Source organism: Paraburkholderia kirstenboschensis, assembly GCF_904848585.1.
Classification (GTDB): Bacteria; Pseudomonadota; Gammaproteobacteria; order Burkholderiales; family Burkholderiaceae; genus Paraburkholderia; species Paraburkholderia kirstenboschensis.
Window position 1 is genome coordinate 304,932 of sequence record NZ_CAJHCR010000004.1, and the last position, 18,526, is coordinate 323,457.

Annotated in this window: 17 protein-coding genes; 15 read left to right on the plus strand and 2 right to left on the minus strand. The window is 62.7% G+C overall.

The annotated features are described in order from the left end of the window. The first annotated feature begins 84 nt into the window (after positions 1–84). Complete coding sequence (locus JMY24_RS14205) at positions 85–291, plus strand: acid-shock protein (RefSeq protein WP_128586099.1); 207 nt, start codon at positions 85–87, stop codon at positions 289–291. A 177-nt stretch (positions 292–468) separates the two neighbouring features. Here JMY24_RS14205 and JMY24_RS14210 read toward each other — a convergent pair whose 3' ends face one another. Beyond that, positions 469–795, minus strand: a complete 327-nt coding sequence (locus JMY24_RS14210) for a DUF1840 domain-containing protein (RefSeq protein WP_128586100.1) — start codon at positions 793–795, stop codon at positions 469–471. Positions 796–1,227: 432 nt separating this feature from the next. Here JMY24_RS14210 and argS point away from each other — a divergent pair, with 432 nt between their 5' ends. The 6 genes from argS to JMY24_RS14240 all read left to right on the plus strand — a co-directional run bounded on the left by argS (position 1,228) and on the right by JMY24_RS14240 (position 8,202). Next, complete coding sequence (gene argS / locus JMY24_RS14215) at positions 1,228–3,030, plus strand: arginine--tRNA ligase (protein ID WP_201702276.1); 1,803 nt, start codon at positions 1,228–1,230, stop codon at positions 3,028–3,030. 61 nt (positions 3,031–3,091) lie between these two features. Then, positions 3,092–3,919, plus strand: a complete 828-nt coding sequence (locus JMY24_RS14220; RefSeq protein WP_201702277.1) for an SPOR domain-containing protein — start codon at positions 3,092–3,094, stop codon at positions 3,917–3,919. Between the two features lie 187 nt (positions 3,920–4,106). Continuing rightward, a complete protein-coding gene (locus JMY24_RS14225) occupies positions 4,107–4,745 on the plus strand; it encodes a thiol:disulfide interchange protein DsbA/DsbL (RefSeq protein ID WP_128594162.1) in 639 nt (212 codons plus the stop codon). Positions 4,746–4,761: 16 nt separating this feature from the next. Next, positions 4,762–5,535 (plus strand): SDR family oxidoreductase, encoded by a 774-nt coding sequence (locus JMY24_RS14230; RefSeq protein ID WP_128594161.1) that lies wholly within the window; start codon positions 4,762–4,764, stop codon positions 5,533–5,535. A 3-nt stretch (positions 5,536–5,538) separates the two neighbouring features. Beyond that, positions 5,539–6,357, plus strand: coding sequence for a cobalamin-binding protein (locus JMY24_RS14235; protein ID WP_128594160.1), 819 nt, complete (start codon positions 5,539–5,541; stop codon positions 6,355–6,357). Between the two features lie 258 nt (positions 6,358–6,615). Then, the gene (locus JMY24_RS14240; protein ID WP_128594159.1) at positions 6,616–8,202 is read left to right on the plus strand and encodes an ABC transporter substrate-binding protein; all 1,587 of its coding nucleotides are present in this window, start codon (positions 6,616–6,618) and stop codon (positions 8,200–8,202) included. Between the two features lie 85 nt (positions 8,203–8,287). Here JMY24_RS14240 and JMY24_RS14245 read toward each other — a convergent pair whose 3' ends face one another. Continuing rightward, positions 8,288–9,358, minus strand: a complete 1,071-nt coding sequence (locus JMY24_RS14245) for an MBL fold metallo-hydrolase (protein WP_128594158.1) — start codon at positions 9,356–9,358, stop codon at positions 8,288–8,290. A 125-nt stretch (positions 9,359–9,483) separates the two neighbouring features. On the opposite strand from JMY24_RS14245, the gene JMY24_RS14250 reads away from it, so the two are divergent. The 8 genes from JMY24_RS14250 (at position 9,484) to JMY24_RS14285 (ending at position 18,525) form a co-directional block, all read left to right on the plus strand. Continuing rightward, complete coding sequence (locus JMY24_RS14250) at positions 9,484–9,897, plus strand: MerR family transcriptional regulator (protein ID WP_128594157.1); 414 nt, start codon at positions 9,484–9,486, stop codon at positions 9,895–9,897. A gap of 223 nt (positions 9,898–10,120) precedes the next feature. After that, entirely contained in the window at positions 10,121–11,995 is a 1,875-nt protein-coding gene (gene aceK / locus JMY24_RS14255) for a bifunctional isocitrate dehydrogenase kinase/phosphatase (RefSeq protein ID WP_201702278.1), read from the plus strand. Between the two features lie 95 nt (positions 11,996–12,090). Next, the gene (can, locus tag JMY24_RS14260; protein WP_027780080.1) at positions 12,091–12,867 is read left to right on the plus strand and encodes a carbonate dehydratase; all 777 of its coding nucleotides are present in this window, start codon (positions 12,091–12,093) and stop codon (positions 12,865–12,867) included. Continuing rightward, a complete protein-coding gene (locus JMY24_RS14265; protein ID WP_128594156.1) occupies positions 12,860–14,068 on the plus strand; it encodes an acetyl-CoA C-acetyltransferase in 1,209 nt (402 codons plus the stop codon). Before can ends, JMY24_RS14265 begins: the two co-directional genes overlap by 8 nt. 46 nt (positions 14,069–14,114) lie before the next feature. Continuing rightward, positions 14,115–14,792 carry an SDR family oxidoreductase gene (locus JMY24_RS14270; RefSeq protein ID WP_128589633.1) on the plus strand — a complete coding sequence of 226 codons (678 nt, stop codon included), beginning with the start codon at positions 14,115–14,117 and terminating at the stop codon, positions 14,790–14,792. 12 nt (positions 14,793–14,804) lie between these two features. Then, on the plus strand, positions 14,805–15,941 hold the full coding sequence (locus JMY24_RS14275) for an acyl-CoA dehydrogenase family protein (protein WP_128594155.1): 1,137 nt from the start codon (positions 14,805–14,807) through the stop codon (positions 15,939–15,941). Positions 15,942–15,948: 7 nt separating this feature from the next. Next, complete coding sequence (locus JMY24_RS14280; RefSeq protein ID WP_193424935.1) at positions 15,949–16,416, plus strand: YchJ family protein; 468 nt, start codon at positions 15,949–15,951, stop codon at positions 16,414–16,416. Between the two features lie 804 nt (positions 16,417–17,220). Then, a complete protein-coding gene (locus JMY24_RS14285) occupies positions 17,221–18,525 on the plus strand; it encodes a dienelactone hydrolase family protein (protein WP_128594154.1) in 1,305 nt (434 codons plus the stop codon). Position 18,526 lies beyond the last annotated feature (1 nt).

Sequence of the window (18,526 nt, forward strand, 5' to 3'; positions counted from 1 at the left end):
TTGTAGACTGGGGCGGCTTGACCCGCCAGACGCGGCGAAAACGCGTCGGCTCATCTAATTGCAACCGTCAACGGAGAAAATCTTATGAAGAAGCTGGCGCTGTTATTGACTGCTGTTTCGCTTGCCGCGGGTGCTTCGGCGGCGCTCGCGCAAACCGCCGCTCCGGGCGGCTCGAGCGCGGTCAGTTCGTACTCCCCGCCCACGGCGAAACACGTCAAGAAACCTAAGAAGCAAAAAATGAAGAAGGGTGAGACAGCTCCCGCAGTCGCTCCGGAAGCCGCCAGCCAGTAAGCAGGCGGCACGGCCAAACCGCTTCAGGCCTCGCAAGACAAAAGAGCCCGCGTTGAGCGGGCTCTTTTTCATGCAGACATTGGGCGCGGGCCGCCGAATATCAGGTCAGCGGCAAATACCGCGCGGGCATAGCCACCCTCCCGGTCCGGCCGCGTTGGCCGGGCTGGCCTACGAGAATCACAGTCCCCAAACAATGTCCGCGTTCGCTTTTTGCGCGGCGCGCAGCATGTCGAGGAACGGGTAAGCGCGCTGCGCGAGCCCAGGCGGAATCTCGTGATGGTCGTGGCCCTCTTCGCCTTCGTGGAAATGGCCGTCGTGTTCGGCGCGTTCCTGCTTGTCGAAGGTGATGGCCGTTTCGAGTTTGGTGATCGCGTCGCCGAGTTCGGCGTGCGTGATGACACCTCGTTCACCTAGACGCTTGCCGACGATGCCGACCAGGTACTGTGCCAGATTCTCGAGCATCATCACGTCTGGGCAAGCGCGGCATTTGAAAGTAATCAGCATGACTGTTCCCTTTTTCGTTATGGTCGATTAACGCGCGAGCGGCGCTCAATGCAGCCGTCAGCGCGCGCTCCCTTAGCTCGCCAAAGAGACGCGGCGGCATCGGCCCTTGCTGGGCATCTGATTGAACATATTAGCACCTGCTAAAATCCGTCTGGACGGAAAAGCGCGCCTCGCTGCGCCGCGCGCAAAGGTGCAAGCGGCGCAGCCAGCCCGGCCGGTTCGCGCCTGCATGCCGCCGCAGCCATGCCTTTGCAGGACGCCGCGCCGCGCGCTCGTTGCGTTGCAGGCTACGTGCCCGATGGCGCGCCCGTCATGCCGATGCGTTGACGAGCGAACCACCGCTTTCCACGCTTCTGACGAATCGGCCGTGCCTGCCGCGCGGCCGGCGCCTCTTCCGCATCACCGGATTGCCTCACTGGACTCGCAACAAGCATGCTGCCCGCACATAAACATACTCTCGAAACACTGCTCGCCGACACGGTGAAGCAGGTAGCTCTTGCCACGCAAGGTGCGGCCGAAGCCGCGTTCGTGTCGCCCACCATCGCGCTGGAGCGGCCCAAAGTCGCCGCGCACGGCGACGTCGCGTGCAATGTGGCGATGCAACTCGCCAAGCCGCTTCGCGCCAATCCGCGCCAGCTCGCGCAGCAGATTGTCGACGCGCTGCTCGCCCAGCCGCAAGCGCAAGGACTGATTGAAGCCGCCGAAGTCGCGGGGCCCGGCTTCATCAACCTGCGCCTCGCCGCCACGGCCAAGCAGGCCGTGATCGCCGCCGTGCTCGCCGAAAAAGAAACGTATGGCCGCTCGCAACGCGACGCCGGCAAGCATGTGCTGATCGAATTCGTGTCGGCGAACCCGACGGGACCGCTGCACGTCGGCCACGGCCGCCAGGCCGCGCTCGGCGACGCACTGTCGAACGTGCTCGCGTCGCAAGGCTGGGACGTGCATCGCGAGTTCTATTACAACGACGCCGGCGTGCAGATCGCAACGCTCGCGCTGTCCACCCAGGCGCGCGCACGCGGCCTCGCTCCGGGCGACGAAGGCTGGCCGGCTTCGGCGTACAACGGCGAGTACATTGCCGACATCGCGAAAGACTATCTGAACGGCGTCACGGTATCCGCGAGCGACGGTGAACCCGTCACCGGCGCGGGCGACGTTGAAAACCTCGAGGCGATCCGCCGTTTCGCGGTCGCGTATCTGCGCCGCGAGCAGGACATGGACTTGCAGGCGTTCGGCGTGAAGTTCGACCAGTACTATCTGGAGTCGTCGCTTTACACCGAAGGCCGCGTGGAGAGGACGGTGCAAGCGCTGATCGCCGCGGGCAAGACCTACGAGCAGGAAGGCGCGCTGTGGCTGCGCACGACCGACGACGGCGACGACAAAGACCGCGTCATGCGGAAAAGCGACGGCACGTACACGTACTTCGTGCCGGACGTCGCGTATCACGTCGCGAAGTGGGAGCGCGGCTTCACGAAGGTCATCAACATTCAGGGCTCCGATCACCACGGCACGATCGCGCGTGTGCGCGCCGGTCTGCAAGGTCTCGGCCTCGGCATTCCGAAAGGCTACCCGGACTACGTGCTGCACAAGATGGTCACAGTCATGCGCAACGGCGAAGAGGTGAAGATCTCGAAGCGCGCGGGCAGCTATGTGACGGTGCGCGATCTGATCGAATGGTCGGGCGGCGCGACGCCGGGCTCGGAAGCCGCGGTCGATCTGATCGACGAAGAAACGATTCGCCGTGGCCGCGACGCCGTGCGTTTCTTCCTGATTTCGCGCAAGGCCGATACGGAGTTCGTCTTCGACATCGACCTCGCGTTGAAACAAAATGACGAAAACCCCGTGCACTACGTGCAATATGCGCATGCCCGGATCTGCTCGGTCATCGCCGAATGCAAGGCCCGCTACAGCGGCGACCAGAGCGCTGACGAAAGCAAGCTTGGCAGCGTCGACCTCGCGCCGCTCACGAGCGAGCGCTCAATGGCTTTGCTGAACAAGCTCGCCGAGTTCCCGGACATGCTTCAACATGCCGCCGACGAACTCGCGCCGCACGCGGTTGCGTTCTATCTGCGCGACCTCGCCGGGGAATTCCACTCGTTCTACAATGACAGAGCCGAGCGCGTGCTGGTCGACGATGCAGCCGAACGCAATGCACGCGTCGCGCTGCTTGCGGCCACGCGTCAGGTGCTCGCCAACGGTCTTGCGATCATCGGCGTCTCCGCTCCAGTCAAGATGTAAGTCCTCCGGCGCAACATGTATGCGGCCGTCGCTATAATCGGCGGCCGTTCCAGGATTCTTTTTGCAGGTAATTCGCACGATGGCAAAACCACGCCGCACAACAAAGCAATCGAAACAAACCGGGGGCACTTTTCTCGGCATCGTGCTGGGCCTGATCGTCGGCCTTGCGATCGCGGTAGTGGTGGCGCTGTATATCACCCGTGCGCCTACGCCGTTCGTCTCGAAGGTCGCGCCGCCTGCTGCATCGGATTCGAGCGCGAGCCAGGCGCAATACGATCCGAACCGTCCGCTGCAAGGCAAGACTCCGGGGCAGCCGGTGCCGCAAGCGGCGCAACCCGCGCCGCCGAATACCGCGCCTGGCCAGACCAACTCGCAGACGCAGTCGGGCATGCTGGAGCAGCCTCAGATCATCGAAGTGCCGCCGACTATCGGCAATAATCCGAACGCCAACGCGAACGGCACCGCGGTCGCTCCGAAGCCGGCTCAGGATAACGGCAGCGGCGCCACCGCCGCCGCGCCTGCGAAGAAGCCGCAAGCCACTAGCGCGCCGGCAGCCACGGCCGCGGGTTCCGCGCCGAAGAGCACGTCGTCGGCCACGGCCGCGAACGGCAAGCCGGGTTCGGGCGCAGCCCCGGCTCCGGGCGACGCGAACACCGGCTACTTCCTGCAAGTGGGCGCGTACAAGACCGCCGCCGACGCCGAACAGCAACGCGCGCGTCTCGCGTTCCAGGGCTTCGAGTCGAAGGTCACGCAGCGCGATGCGGGCGGCGTTACGTACTATCGCGTGCGTATCGGACCGTTTTCGAAGTTCGAGGACATGAACGCGAACCGTCAGCGCCTGTCGGACGCCGGCGTGGACACAGCGGTAATACGCTTCACCAAGCAATAAACAGCGAGTGATCCGCCGGCATGCGCCGCCGCCGAACTATCGGTGCGCGGCGCCTGTCGCAAGAATCGCAAGCACGATAAGCATGATTGAGCACGACGGACGATAGAACCGTCCAATGCCGATTCTAAAAACGGTGACGGGCATTTGCGTGGCGCCACTGTTTTACGCCTACCTGGGTCAACAAAACATGAAAAAACTGCTGAGCATTCTGTTCCTCTCGCTGGGGCTCGTCGCGGCCAACGCGCACGCATCGCCGTCGGCGCCGGTCGCGGGCAAGGACTACACGGTGTTGCCGAGCACGCAACCCACCGACGTGCCCGCCGGCAAGATCGAAGTCACCGAATTCTTCTGGTACGGCTGTCCGCACTGCAACGAATTCAACCCGTACCTCGAAGCATGGGTGAAGAAGCAGGGTGCCGACGTGGTGTTCAAGCGCGTGCCGGTTGCCTTCCGCGACGACTTCATTCCGCATTCCAAGATGTATCACGCGCTTGACGCACTCGGCCTCGCCACGCAACTCACGCCGAAGGTCTTCAACGAAATCCACGTCAACAAAGACTATCTGCTGACGCCTGAAGATCAGGCCAAATTCCTTGCGAAAAACGGCGTAGATCCGAAAAAGTACATGGACGCTTACAACTCTTTCTCGACGCAGAGCGCGTTGCAGAAAGACAAGAAGCTGCTCGACGACTACAAGATCGACGGCGTGCCGACTGTCGCGGTTCAGGGCAAGTATGAAACCGGCCCGGCCGCGACCAATAGCCTGCCTGGTACCGTGCAGGTGCTCGACTACCTGGTCCAGCAGGTTCGCGCAAAGAAGATGTAAAGCCCGAGGCGCCGGAATGAGTTCACCGCTGAAAGTTTTCATTACCGGCGCGTCAAGTGGAATCGGCCTCGCGCTCGCCGCCGAATATGCGCGGCGCGGCGCGATTCTTGGCCTCGTTGCCCGCCGCGGCGACGCCCTCGCCGCCTTTCAGCGGTCTCATCCGCAGAACTCCATCTCCATTTATTCCGTCGACGTCCGCGACGCCGAGGCGCTCGCCGATGCGGCCGCGCAGTTCATCGCGCAGCACGGCTTGCCGGACATCGTGATCGCCAATGCAGGCGTGAGCCGCGGCGCGGTCACCGGACAAGGCGACCTGCGCACCTTCCGCGAGGTGATGGACGTCAACTACTTCGGCATGGTCGCCACATTCGAGCCGTTCGCGGCGCCCATGATCGCGGCGAGGCGCGGAACGCTGGTCGGCATTGCCAGCGTCGCGGGCGTGCGCGGCTTGCCGGGCTCGGGCGCGTATAGCGCGTCGAAAACCGCGGCGCTCAAGTACCTCGAAGCGCTGCGTGTCGAGATGCGTCCGCTCGGCGTCGGCGTCGTCACGATCGCGCCTGGTTATGTGCGCACGCCGATGACCGCGCACAATCCGTACACCATGCCCTTTCTGATGGACGCGGATCGCTTTGCCGCCAAGGCCGCGCATGCGATCGAGCGTCGCACGGCTTACGCTGTGTTTCCTTGGCAGATGCGCGTCGTGGCAATGCTGCTGCACATCGCGCCACGCTGGCTCTACGATCGCGTGTTCGAACGCGCGCCGCGCAAGCCGCGCGCTATCGTCGAGTAAATCATGTCACTGCGTGCGGTCGATGCAACCGGCGTCGCGCACGAGAAGGCGGGCGCCGGCGCGCGCATCGTCTCGCTGGTCCCGAGCATTACCGAACTGTTGTTTGCTCTGGGCCTTGAACGGCAGATCGTCGGGCGTACCGGCTTTTGCGTGCATCCGCGCGACGGGGTTCGCAACGTGCCCAAGGTCGGCGGCACGAAAGCGGTGAATGTCGAAGCGATTCGCGCGCTGCAACCTACGCATCTGATCGTCAATATCGACGAGAATGAGCGCGGCACCGTCGAGCAGTTGCGCACCTTCGTGCCGCATGTCGTCGTCACGCATCCGCAGACACCGCACGACAACCTTTCGCTATACGCACTGCTCGGTGCGATTTTCGATCGGGAGAAAGAAGCGCAGCATCTCGCCGCAATGCTTGAAGCGCGTCTGCACGAGGCCGCCTCACGCGCGTTTGCCGCGCAAAACGTGCTGTATCTGATCTGGCGCGAACCGTGGATGACTGTCGCGCGCGACACTTACATTTCCGCAATGCTGCGCCTCGTGAACTGGCATACGCTGCCCGACGTGCAAGGCGGAAGCGCAGGCGCGGGCCGCTACCCGGCGTTCGATTTCGACCGCTCGCCGTGGCTTGCCGGCGTCGACCGTATTCTGCTTTCGAGCGAGCCGTATCGCTTCACGCAAGCTCATTGCGATGCGCTCAAACGCGATCCGCGAGTGGCGGGCAAGCGCATTGAGTTGATCGATGGCGAGATGGTGTCGTGGTACGGCGTGCGCGCTATCGAAGGCATCGCCTATCTGGTGAAGCAGGCCGCGGCCGCATAAACGCGCGGCTCTCATTCCATATGAATATGCGGATTATGTTGTTGTCGCCGCAACTGCCCTTCGATAAGCTTTCGCGAAGGCCGGCGCGCGCGTGGTCCGGCAGGTTGGTCCTGCAGCTTGGTCCGAATTAATGGCGACCATGCGCGAGCGCTGGAAACGTATCAAAATGAAGTCGACGGCCACGCCGCCGTCGCCCGTCAACGGAACATAACCAGAAACCAGACGCACTGCCTGACTGCGCTTGTTATCGGAGATCTTATGCGCTTCAAACTGCTCGCAGCCGCCGTACTGTTCACGGCGCCCGCGCTCGTGCTCGCCAAACCGCTGACCGTCTGCACCGAGTCGAGCCCCGACGGCTTCGATGTCGTGCAGTTCAACTCGCTCGTCACGACGAATGCGTCGGCCGACGTGATTTTCAATTCGCTGGTCTCATACGACGAAGCCGCAAAGAAAGTGGTGCCGTCGCTAGCCGACAAATGGGACGTGAGTGCGGACGGCCTCACCTATACGTTCCACCTGCGCCCGAACGTGCAGTTCCAGACCACCGACTACTTCAAGCCGAGCCGGCCGCTGAACGCCGACGACGTCGTCTTCACGTTCGACCGCATGCTCAACGACAGCAACCCGTGGCACAAGGTGGCGGGCGCGAGCGGCTTCCCGCATGGGCAGTCGATGGGATTGCCGAAGCTCATCAAGTCGATCAGCAAGGTCGACGACAACACCGTCAAGTTCGAACTGAACGCACCGGATGCGACCTTCGTATCGATCCTCACCATGGGCTTCGCCTCGATCTATTCCGCTGAGTACGCGGATCAGTTGCTGAAGGCCGGCAAGCAGGTCGACCTGAACTCGAAGCCGATCGGCACGGGCCCGTTCGAACTGAAGAGCTATACGAAAGACGCGGTGATCCGTTATGACGTGAACCCGTCCTACTGGGGCGCGAAACCGAAGATCGACCGCCTGATCTACGCAATTACGCCAGACGCCACGGTGCGCGCGCAGAAGGTGAAAGCGGGCGAATGCCAGATTGCGTTGTCGCCGAAGCCGCAGGATCTCGCCGACGCGAAGGGCGACAAGTCGCTCGCCATCGTGCAGACGCCTGCATTCATGACCGCGTTCGTCGCGTTGAACACGCAGAAGAAGCCGCTCGACAATCAGAAAGTGCGCGCCGCTCTGAACATGGCGTTCGACCGCAGCACGTATCTGAAGACCGTCTTCGACAATACCGCAACGCCCGCGGTGAATCCGTATCCGCCGAATACGTGGAGTTACGACAAGGCAGTGAAGGCCTGGCCGTACGATCCTGCGAAGGCCAAGAAGCTGCTCGCGGACGCGGGCTATCCGGACGGCTTCGAAACAACTATTTGGGTGCGCCCGAACGGCAGCGTGCTGAATCCGAATCCGAAGGCCGGCGCCGAACTGCTGCAAGCGGACTTCGCGAAGATCGGCGTGAAGGCGGAAGTGAAAGTGATCGAATGGGGCGAACTGATCAAGCAGGCCAAGCAAGGCCAGCATGACTCGCTATTCATGGGCTGGGCCGGCGACAACGGCGATCCGGACAATTATCTGTCGCCGCTCTTTAGCTGCAACGCGGTGAAGTCGGGCATCAACTTCGCGCGCTTCTGCAACGAGGATCTCGACAAGCTGATCGCCGACGGCAAGTCCACGCCGGACCAGGCCAAACGCACGAAAGCGTATCAGGCCGCGCAACAGATCATCCACGACCAGGCGCTCTGGATTCCGCTCGGCTATCCGACCGCCGCGGCCATCACGCGAACCAACGTGAGCGGTTATCACGTGAGTCCGTTTGGACGACAGAATTTTGCGGCGGTAGCAGTGCAGTAATCACTCGCTGTGCTCTGAGACATAGTAAAGGCCCGAACGCGAAAGCACCGGGCCTTTTTATCGACCGCTCAGATCAGGCCAACCGTCACGCCGAAAACCGCATCACCCCGTCCGCATCGAGCCTGCGCGTTAACGCGCCTGCCAGCCACAGCAGATGCAAGTGCGCGAGCGCCTCGCCCATGGCGAACGTCAACTGGTGAATATCGAGCTCGCGCTTGAACATCAGGGGAACGATATCCGCTGCGCTTTGCGGCTTTTGCGCACACGCCTCGCGGACTTCGGCGAGACGCGCATCGTGATGCTCGCGCAACTGCCTCACGCGCGTACGCACACCGCGAAACGGCTTGCCATGCGACGGCAGCACGAGCGTTTCTTCAGGCATGGCTTCGTAGCGCGCAAGCGATTCCAGATACAGTGCGAGCGGCGAGCCCTCTGGCTCCATTGCGAACACCGACACGTTCGTCGATATGCGCGGCAGAACCATGTCGCCGGAGATCAGCACGCCGGTCTCCTCGCAATGCAACGCGCAATGCTCCGGCGAGTGGCCGAAGCCAGTCACCACGCGCCACGTCTTGCCGCCGATCCTCACGGCATCCGCTTCGCGCAAGCGCCGGTATTGGTCCGGGACTTCAGGCACCAGATTCGCGTAATAGCTCTGGCGGCTGCGTAGTTTTTCGAGCGACGCCTCGTCGGTCACGCCGTGCATGGCAAAGTGGCGCGCGGCGCCCTCGCCGCCCGCGTTCGAGCCGTCGCCCGCCGCCATTACGCGGGCCTGCATGTATTCGCCGAGTGTCATCCATAGCCGGGCGTTCCAGCGCTTCTTGTCGCCGCCGTTGCAAACCCAGTGCGCGAGACCGACGTGGTCCGGATGGCAATGCGTGACGATCACGCGCAGCACCGGCAAACCGCCGAGCACCGACTCGAACACTGTCTCCCAGTTCTCCCTGATCGCATCCGACGCGATCCCGCAGTCGACCACTGTCCACCCGTCCTGGCCGTCGATCTGATCGCGCAGCAGCCAGAGATTGATATGGTCGAGCGCAAAAGGCAACGGCATGCGTAGCCAGAAGACACCGGGCACGACTTCCTGCGCGTGGCCGGGTTCGGGCAATGTGTCTTTGAACGGATAGTCGAGTTGATGTTCGAGCGCATTCATTTCGGATGTCTTCCTCCACGCGTTTCGCGTACTTGCAGCAGGTTGCATTCAACCCAAGTTGACGATAACGTAAACGTCGATTCTATCGTTCAATCCGATTTTTTGCCCGGCTACTGAATGTCCCGATGAACACGCAATACACGATCACCGAGCTCGCGCGGGAGTTCGACGTTACGCCGCGCGCGATCCGTTTCTACGAAGACCAGGGTTTACTCTCGCCGAGCCGCGAAGGTTCGAGCGGCTTGCGGCGCGTCTACTCGGGCCGCGACCGCACGCGGCTCAAACTCACGTTGCGCGGCAAACGGCTCGGCTTCACGCTCTCCGAGATTCGCGATTTGCTGGATGTATATGAATCGCCGACCGACACGGTCCCGCAACTGCAAGCGTTTCTCGCCACGGTCGCGCGTCATCGCGACGTGCTGGAGCGCCAACTGGAAGACCTGAACGCGACGCTCGAAGACCTCGCGCAATATGAAGCTCAAGCGCGAGCGCTGCTCGAGAGCGGCACGCACAAGGCACGTGAAGCCAAGCCCGCGTAAGCAAGGCAGCGAACCGTCGCCCGAGCCTATTTTTTGCTGCAAGTTGAGTCGTTTAACGAGGCGGAACAGGAGCATTGAGCGGAGTTAGTCGGAAAAGTCGGCGAGTGCCCGGCAACGCCCACGCGGCGGCGGGTCACCAACCGGTTGGCGCAATGCGTCGAGGGCGCACTCGAACGATACAATCACGGGTGTCTTCACGACATGAGACGAATGCACGGTCGACATGAATCACTTCCCCAAACTGTTGTCGTCGCAAATCGGCTTTGACGTCGCGGAAACGCTGCTCGAAGGATTCAACCGGCACTACCGGATCTTTCGCGACGCGGCGATCCACGCCAAGGCGCTGTTCGAAAGCGGCGACTGGCACGGCCTGCAAAAGCTAGCCCGCGAGCGCATTACTTCATACGACGATCGCGTTGAAGAATGCGTCGCGCTGCTCGAAGACGAGTACGACGCGGAGAATATCGACAGCGAAGTGTGGCAACAGATCAAGCTGCACTACATTGGCCTGCTGACCACGCATCGTCAGCCTGAGTGCGCGGAAACGTTTTTCAATTCCGTCTGCTGCAAGATCCTGCATCGCTCGTACTTCAACAACGACTTCATTTTCGTGCGCCCGGCGATCTCGACCGAATACATCGAGAACGACGAGCCCGCAGCAAAGCCGACCTACCGTGCGTACTATCCCGGCAAGGACGGCCTCGCCGCCACGCTCGAGCGCATCGTCACGAACTTTCAGCTGGAGCCGCCGTTCGAAGATCTGACGCGCGACGTCGGCTGCGTGATGCAGACCATTCACGACTCGTTCGGTACGTTCGACGAAGCGCCGAACTTCCAGATTCATGTGCTCTCGTCGCTGTTCTTCCGCAACAAGTCGGCGTATATCGTCGGCAGAATTATCAACGGCGATATGCTGCTGCCGTTCGCGGTGCCGCTGCGCCATGTGCAGCCTGGCTTGCTCGCGCTGGATACCGTGCTGCTCAAGCGCGAACAGTTGCTGATCATTTTCAGCTTCTCGCACTCGTACTTTCTCGTGGATATGGAAGTGCCGTCCGCTTACGTGGAATTCCTCGGCACCATCATGCCGGGCAAACCGAAGGCGGAGATCTACACGTCGGTCGGCTTGCAGAAGCAGGGCAAGAATCTGTTCTATCGCGACTTGCTGCATCACCTGTCGCATTCGAGCGATCAGTTCATCATCGCGCCGGGCATCAAGGGGCTCGTGATGCTGGTGTTCACGCTGCCCTCGTTTCCGTATGTATTCAAGCTGATCAAGGACAACTTCCCGCCGCCGAAGGAAACCACTCGCGCGAAGATTCAGGAGAAGTATCAGCTCGTCAAACGGCACGATCGCCTGGGCCGCATGGCGGACACGCTCGAATATTCGAGCGTCGCGCTGCCCCTTTCGCGGCTCGACGAAGCGCTCTTGCGCGAACTGGAAAAAGAAGTGCCGTCGCTGCTCGAATACGACGGCGACAATCTCGTGATTCGCCATATGTACATCGAGCGCCGCATGGTGCCGCTCAATCTGTTCCTGCAAAACGGCAGCGACAACGACGTCGATCACGGCATCAAGGAATATGGCAACGCGGTGAAGGAACTGATGCAGGCGAACATTTTCCCCGGCGACATGCTGTACAAGAACTTCGGCGTGACGCGCCACGGCCGTGTCGTTTTTTACGACTACGACGAGATCGAATATCTGACCGATTGCAACGTGCGCGCGGTGCCCGCGCCGCGTAACGAGGAAGACGAAATGTCGGGCGAGCCGTGGTACTCGGTCGGCCCGCACGACATTTTCCCGGAGACGTATGGCACTTTCCTGCTCGGCGACCCACGCGTGCGCCGCTCGTTCATGCAGCATCACGCCGACTTCTTCGATCCCGCGCTGTGGCAAACGCATAAGAATCATCTACTGAAAGGCGAATTGCCCGATTTTTTTCCGTACGACAGCAGCGTGCGCTTCTGCATCCGCTATCCGGAACGCTTTGCCGATGGGACATTCAACGCATCGAATGGATCGAACACATCTAATGAACCCAATGCCCAGGACGCCGCACTAGCGCCAGCAGACGAGCGCAGCGTAAGAGTCGCATAGTTGCCCGCACGCTGCATGCATGACGCCTGTACGACACCGAATCTAACGTAACGACCCCGGCCGCTCAAACGGTCGAATAACCGCCAAGACGCTTTATGAACACGAACGCTTCCAACCCTGCTCACCCGCTCGCTCATCTGTTCGACAACAACGACGCGTGGGTCGCCCGCAAATTGTCCGAAGATCCCGAGTACTTCTCGCGCCTCGCGCATCAGCAGACGCCCGAGTATCTGTGGATCGGCTGCTCCGATTCGCGAGTGCCGGCCAACCAGATCATCGGCTTGCCGCCGGGCGAAGTGTTCGTGCATAGAAACATTGCAAACGTAGTGGTGCATACGGACCTGAACTGTTTGTCGGTGATCCAGTTCGCCGTCGATCTGCTGAAGGTCAAGCACATCATGGTGGTCGGCCACTATGGCTGCTCGGGCGTGGGCGCGGCTTTGCACGGCCGTCGCGTGGGTCTCGCGGATAACTGGCTGCATCACGTGCAGGACGTGCGGGCGAAGCATGCCGCGCTGCTCGACGAATGGCCGCTCGGCGAGGCGCGTCACCGGCGTCTCGTCGAACTGAACGCTCTCGAACAAGTGGTGAACGTGTGCCGCACGACCATCATCAACGATGCATGGGCGCGCGGCCAGGAACTGACCGTGCACGGCTGGGCGTACGGTGTGCACGACGGCAAGGTGCGCGACCTCGGCATGACGATCAACAACGCGGCCGCGCTCGATGAAACTTACCAGCGTTGCGTCGCAGCCGTGTCGGCAAGCCGCGCGCATCAGGCGGACAACGACGTGGTCGCCGCCGATGCGGCCCAGCTTGGCGACGTGCCGGCTATCGTCGAAGGTGTGATCAAGGAGCTAAAACATGAGTGAGACAAACATGAACGGCACAACGGCTGATCCGGTTGTGATCGTGAGCGCGGCGCGCACGCCGATGGCAGCGTTTCAAGGCGACTTCGCGTCGCTGACTGCGCCGCAACTCGGCTCGGTAGCGATCGAAGCCGCTGTTCAACGCGCGGGCCTCAAGCCCGAGCAGATCGACGAGGTGGTGATGGGCTGTGTTCTGCCCGCCGGCCTCGGCCAGGCGCCTGCACGACAGGCCGCGCTCGGCGCCGGCTTGCCGCTTGCAACGGGCAGCACCACGGTCAACAAGATGTGCGGCTCCGGCATGCGCGCGGCGATGTTCGCGCACGACATGCTGGCTGCCGGCTCGGCCGACGTGATCGTAGCGGGCGGCATGGAGAGCATGACGAACGCGCCGTATCTGTTGTCGAAGGCGCGCGGCGGCATGCGCATGGGTCACGGCCAGGTGATCGACCACATGTTCTACGACGGCCTCGAAGACGCCTACGAAAAAGGCCGCCTGATGGGCACGTTCGCGGAAGAATGCGCGGCCTCGTTCGACTTCACGCGCGACGCGCAGGACGCATTCGCCGTCGAATCGCTGAACCGAGCGAAACGCGCGAACGAAGACGGTTCGTTCACATGGGAAATCGCGCCGGTGAAGGTTGCGAGCCGCAAAGGCGAAGTAACCATCGACCACGACGAACAGCCGTTCAAGGCGGACCTCGAAAAGATTCCTACGCTCAAGCCCGCGTTCAGCAAAACCGGCACGGTGACGGCAGCGAACTCGTCGTCGATTTCGGACGGCGCCGCGGCCCTCGTGATGATGCGCGAATCGACGGCCAAGCGTCTCGGCGTCGCGCCGATCGCGCGCGTGGTCGGCCACTCGACTTTCGCGCAGGAACCGGCGAAGTTCACCACCGCGCCGGTCGGCGCGATTCGCAAGCTGTTCGAGAAGAACGGCTGGCGCGCCGACGAAGTCGATCTGTACGAAGTCAACGAAGCGTTTGCCGTGGTGACCATGGCCGCGATGAAAGAGCACAAGCTGCCGCACGACAAGGTCAATGTGCACGGCGGCGCATGTGCGCTCGGCCATCCGATCGGCGCATCGGGCGCACGTATTCTCGTCACGCTGATCGGCGCGCTGAAAAAGCGCGGCGGCAAGCGCGGCGTCGCGACCCTGTGCATCGGCGGCGGCGAGGCGACTGCGATGGGTATCGAACTGATTTGACGCGTCGTACGCACGTTCAAGCGTTTCACTTAGTCCGAGGTGGATCATGAAGACAGTGTTGATCGTCGGTGCATCGCGCGGCATCGGCCAGGAATTCGTCCGGCAGTACAAACATAGCGGCTGGCGCGTGCTCGCCACCGCGCGCGACGGCGCAGCGCTCGACACGCTCACTCAACTCGGCGCGCAAACCTATTCCGTCGACGTGACCGAGCCGGAGGATATCGCCGCGCTCGGCTGGAAGCTCGACGGCGAGCATGTGGACGTTGCCATCGTCGTGTCGGGCGTGTACGGCCCGCGCACCGAAGGTATTGAAACCATTACCGCCGAAGACTTCGACCACGTCATGCACACCAACGTGCGCGGCCCGATGCAACTGATGCCGATCCTGCTGCCGCTCGTCGAAGAAACGGGCGGTGTGCTCGCGGTGATCTCGAGCAAGATGGGCAGCATCGGCGACACGAGCGGCACGAGCGGCTGGCTGTATCGCGTGAGCAAAGCGGCGTTGAACGACGCGCTCAAACTCGCGTCGCTCGACGCGCAGCGCGCCACGTGTGTGTCGTTGCATCCCGGCTGGGTGCAAACCGATATGGGCGGCGCGCAGGCGGCGATCGACCCCACGCGCAGCGTCGCCGGCATGCGCGAGGTACTCAAGCAGGCCGCCGCCTCGCGCGAAGCGTTCAATGGCCGCTTTTATCAATACGACGGCACGCCGCTGGAATGGTGAGGAGACACGCTCATGGTGCTTGATCAGGACCACCTGATGGTCCGCGACGCGCTGCGGACATTCGTGCGCGAAGCAGTCACACCGTACGCGGCGACGTGGGATCGCGAGCGCACGTTCCCAAAGGACGTTCACCGTCAACTCGCGGAACTCGGCGCATACGGTGTGCTGGTGCCCGAAACCTACGGCGGCGCCGGCATGGACGCGCTCGCGCTCGCGCTGATTCTCGAGGAAATCGCCGCGGGCGACGGCGGCACATCCACGGCGATCTCCGTGAACAATTGCCCCGTATGCAGCATTCTGCTGACTTACGGCAACGACGCGCAAAAGCGTGACTGGCTCACGCCGCTCGCGCGCGGCGAAATGCTCGGCGCGTTCTGTCTGACCGAACCGCAAGCCGGCTCGGACGCGTCGGCGCTGCGCACCACCGCCACACGCGATAAAGACGGCGACGCTTACGTGCTGAACGGCGTCAAGCAGTTCATCACGAGCGGCAAGAACGGCGACGTAGCGATCGTGATGGCTGTCACCGACAAGGCGGCGGGCAAGCGCGGCATCAGCGCGTTTATCGTGCCGACCGACAGCAAGGGTTACGTGGTCGCGCGCGTCGAAGACAAGCTCGGCCAGCATTCGTCGGACACCGCGCAGATCATCTTCGAGGACTGCCGCGTGCCGGCCGCGAATCTGATCGGCGCGGAAGGAGAGGGTTATCGCATCGCGCTGTCGGGGCTCGAAGGCGGGCGCATCGGCATCGCTGCGCAAAGCGTCGGCATGGCGCGTGCCGCGTACGAGGCCGCGTTGACCTATGCAAAAGAGCGCGAGAGCTTCGGTCAGCCGCTTTTTTCGCACCAGGCGGTGCAGTTCCGCCTCGCCGACATGGCGACGCAACTGGAAGCGGCGCGTCAGTTGATCTGGCACGCGGCGTCGCTGAAGGACGCGGGTCAGCCGTGTCTCACGGAAGCCGCAATGGCGAAGCTGTTTGCGTCGGAAGCCGCCGAGCGCATCTGTTCAGCGGCGCTGCAGATCCACGGCGGCTACGGGTATCTGAGCGACTTTCCGGTCGAGCGGATTTATCGCGACGTACGCGTGTGCCAGATCTACGAAGGCACGAGCGATATCCAGAAGATATTGATCGCGCGCGGTCTGGGCTAGGAGTTCGATGGGTTCGATGAGTTCTATAAACAAGCACAAGTCGTCCACGCAGCGACCTGCCGACTGTCCATGCGGCGGCGCTGCTCCCGGCCAGGCGAGCGGCGCGAAAGCGCCGCGTTTCGCGCAGTGCTGCGGCCGTTACATCGACGGCGGCGAGGTCGCGCCGCGCGCACTGGAACTGATGCGCTCGCGTTACAGCGCTTATGTTGTCGGCGCAACGAACTATTTGCGCGCGACCTGGGCGCCACAAACCTGCCCCGCCGATCTGGACGCGGACGTGTCGGCGCCCGACGCTCCTCGCTGGCTCGGACTGCAAATCAAGGCGTTCGCGGAGATCGACTCGCGTCACGCGACTGTCGAGTTCATCGCCAGATACAAGGTTGCGGGCCGCGCGCACCGGCTGCATGAGTTGAGCCGCTTCATTTGCAACGACGACGGACGCTGGCTCTACGTCGACGGCGATGTGAGCGAGTAGCTTTCAGCGCCTTTCCCGGTATTTCGCCGCGCGGCAGCGGACAATGCGCCGCAATCGCATATGGCCCTATAGCGGCGCCGCTTTGTCCTGTTGGCTCGACGCCACAGCCCGCGCCCTCTCTTTCCTCGCTTCGCGCTGTGGTGTCGCGCGACGGCTCGCTAGCTCCCTCTTAACAGGTCTGCCGGAAAGCCCTTTTATGGGCCGCAGATAGGCTCGTTCGTTCTCGATTTACAGGGGCTCCTCATCGAGTCGCTTCGCAGCCCGTTATCAGCCCCTTGACCAGCCCGTTCGCGGGCCGCGTCTCTGTCCCCATCCCCGCCTCTGCGCACCGCAAGTCGCACGCCTATTCAGGGCCACATTTGCCCGCACCAGCCGCACCCGCGGCCAGTCTGCGCCTCGCCAGACGGGCGCCCGCGACGCGGCAAATTTTTCGTCGCGGGTTCTCCTTGATTGCACAAAACAAAATTGTCGTGCCAGGATGAGGCTGTAGCTTCATGACGACGCGATGCGAGGACCAGTCGGTAAGGGTTCCGCAAGCCGCGCCGGCGCTTGGCCGATAACCAGATACAAAGGGTTGCGGCCGCGGCGCCCGGCGGCAGACGTGGCGTTCATCATCGACGCGTGGGGTCGCGTCGGCCGTTGGGTTTATCCCGTGCGATCTCGATTGACGTGCGTGCGCTCCGCGCAATGCGTACGTGAGCATCTTTTTGTTTGTCGCAAACGTGCACGAAAGGCGAATGTCAGCCGCGTGTTTCGATGAACGGACATGAGATGTCCAGGCAGTCTTTTCAGGCAGGTGCGTGAATGGTGTTGAGCAAGGTCCTTACGAAGTGTGCGGTGATTTGTGCAGCGGCCATGTGCGCTGTCGCAGTCGCGCAGGCGAACCCGCTCGCGGACGCCCAGCCCGGACCCCTCGCCCGCGCGCAGGTGCCGCGCATTGCGCTCCAGGACGACGTTTATCTGCCCACCGCGCGCCTGAACCAACAGATTATTCGCATACCCGTCGATGCCGACGGTGACATCACGCTTCAAACAACGGTCTATAAGCCGGACGGCGCAGGCCCGTTTCCGATGATCGTCTTCAATCACGGCAAGATTCCCGGCGATCCGCGCATGCAGGAGCGCAGCGACCCGCTGCCGTTCGCGCGCGAATTCGTGCGCCGTGGCTATGTGGTCGTAGCGCCGAACCGCCAGGGCTTCGGCCAGTCGGGCGGCGTCTATCACCAGGACGGTTGCGACGTGGAAAGCAACGGCATGTCGCAGGCCGGCGACGTCGCGGCCGCCGTCGACTACATGTCGAAGCAGCCCTACGTCGACGCGTCGCACATTGTGGTGGCCGGCACGTCGCACGGCGGTCTCGCGACGTTGGCCTACGGCACACAGGCCGCACCGGGCGTGCGCGCGTTGATCAACTTTTCGGGCGGCTTGCGGCAGGACGCGTGCGGCGACTGGCAAGGCAACCTGACACGCGCATTCGGTGCGTACGGCGACAAAACGAAAGTGCCGTCGCTGTGGATGTACGGCGACAACGATTCAGTGTGGAATGCGCCGCTCGTGGCCGGGATGTACGCGGCGTACGTAGCGCACGGCGCGAGCGCGAAGATGGTCGACTACGGCAGCTACAAGAACGACGCACATCGGCTCGTCGGCGACCGCGACGGCGTGCATGTATGGTGGCCGGCCGTCGAGGCCTTCCTCGCCCGCGTGGGCATGCCCACGGGCGTGCAATACCGTGTGTCGGACCCGTCGGCGCCGAAGGCGAGCGGCTTTGCTTCAGTGGATGCCATCGACGCAGTGCCCTACGTCGATGAAGCCGGACGCAACGGATACCGCAACTTCCTGCATCAGTATCCGAGCCGCGCGTTCGCAGTGTCGGATACGGGCGCATGGTCGTGGGCCGAGGGCGGCGACGATCCGATGTCGGTCGCGATTGCGAATTGCCAGAAGCAGAGTTCGGCGCCTTGCCGGCTGTACGCGGTCGATAACTCCGTCGTTTGGGGAGATCAGGGATCGCGCACGGCTGATAACAATTCGGGGGCCGGGGCTTCTGATCGTTCTTCCCTTTCTTCTGCCGCCGAAGCGCGACGGGCGATTGCTAGTCGCGAATAGT

Excerpts from the sequence above, each read along its gene's own strand:
- JMY24_RS14280 (WP_193424935.1), top strand. The coding sequence starts at position 15,949 with ATGGGTTCGATGAGTTCTATAAACAAGCACAAGTCGTCCACGCAGCGA.
- JMY24_RS14250 (WP_128594157.1), top strand. The coding sequence starts at position 9,484 with ATGAACACGCAATACACGATCACCGAGCTCGCGCGGGAGTTCGACGTT.
- aceK (WP_201702278.1), top strand. The coding sequence starts at position 10,121 with ATGAATCACTTCCCCAAACTGTTGTCGTCGCAAATCGGCTTTGACGTC.
- JMY24_RS14210 (WP_128586100.1), bottom strand. The coding sequence starts at position 795 with ATGCTGATTACTTTCAAATGCCGCGCTTGCCCAGACGTGATGATGCTC.
- JMY24_RS14225 (WP_128594162.1), top strand. The coding sequence starts at position 4,107 with ATGAAAAAACTGCTGAGCATTCTGTTCCTCTCGCTGGGGCTCGTCGCG.
- JMY24_RS14270 (WP_128589633.1), top strand. The coding sequence starts at position 14,115 with ATGAAGACAGTGTTGATCGTCGGTGCATCGCGCGGCATCGGCCAGGAA.
- JMY24_RS14205 (WP_128586099.1), top strand. The coding sequence starts at position 85 with ATGAAGAAGCTGGCGCTGTTATTGACTGCTGTTTCGCTTGCCGCGGGT.
- JMY24_RS14235 (WP_128594160.1), top strand. The coding sequence starts at position 5,539 with ATGTCACTGCGTGCGGTCGATGCAACCGGCGTCGCGCACGAGAAGGCG.
- JMY24_RS14285 (WP_128594154.1), top strand. The coding sequence starts at position 17,221 with ATGGTGTTGAGCAAGGTCCTTACGAAGTGTGCGGTGATTTGTGCAGCG.
- JMY24_RS14275 (WP_128594155.1), top strand. The coding sequence starts at position 14,805 with ATGGTGCTTGATCAGGACCACCTGATGGTCCGCGACGCGCTGCGGACA.
- JMY24_RS14245 (WP_128594158.1), bottom strand. The coding sequence starts at position 9,358 with ATGAATGCGCTCGAACATCAACTCGACTATCCGTTCAAAGACACATTG.
- JMY24_RS14240 (WP_128594159.1), top strand. The coding sequence starts at position 6,616 with ATGCGCTTCAAACTGCTCGCAGCCGCCGTACTGTTCACGGCGCCCGCG.
- argS (WP_201702276.1), top strand. The coding sequence starts at position 1,228 with ATGCTGCCCGCACATAAACATACTCTCGAAACACTGCTCGCCGACACG.
- JMY24_RS14265 (WP_128594156.1), top strand. The coding sequence starts at position 12,860 with ATGAGTGAGACAAACATGAACGGCACAACGGCTGATCCGGTTGTGATC.
- can (WP_027780080.1), top strand. The coding sequence starts at position 12,091 with ATGAACACGAACGCTTCCAACCCTGCTCACCCGCTCGCTCATCTGTTC.
- JMY24_RS14230 (WP_128594161.1), top strand. The coding sequence starts at position 4,762 with ATGAGTTCACCGCTGAAAGTTTTCATTACCGGCGCGTCAAGTGGAATC.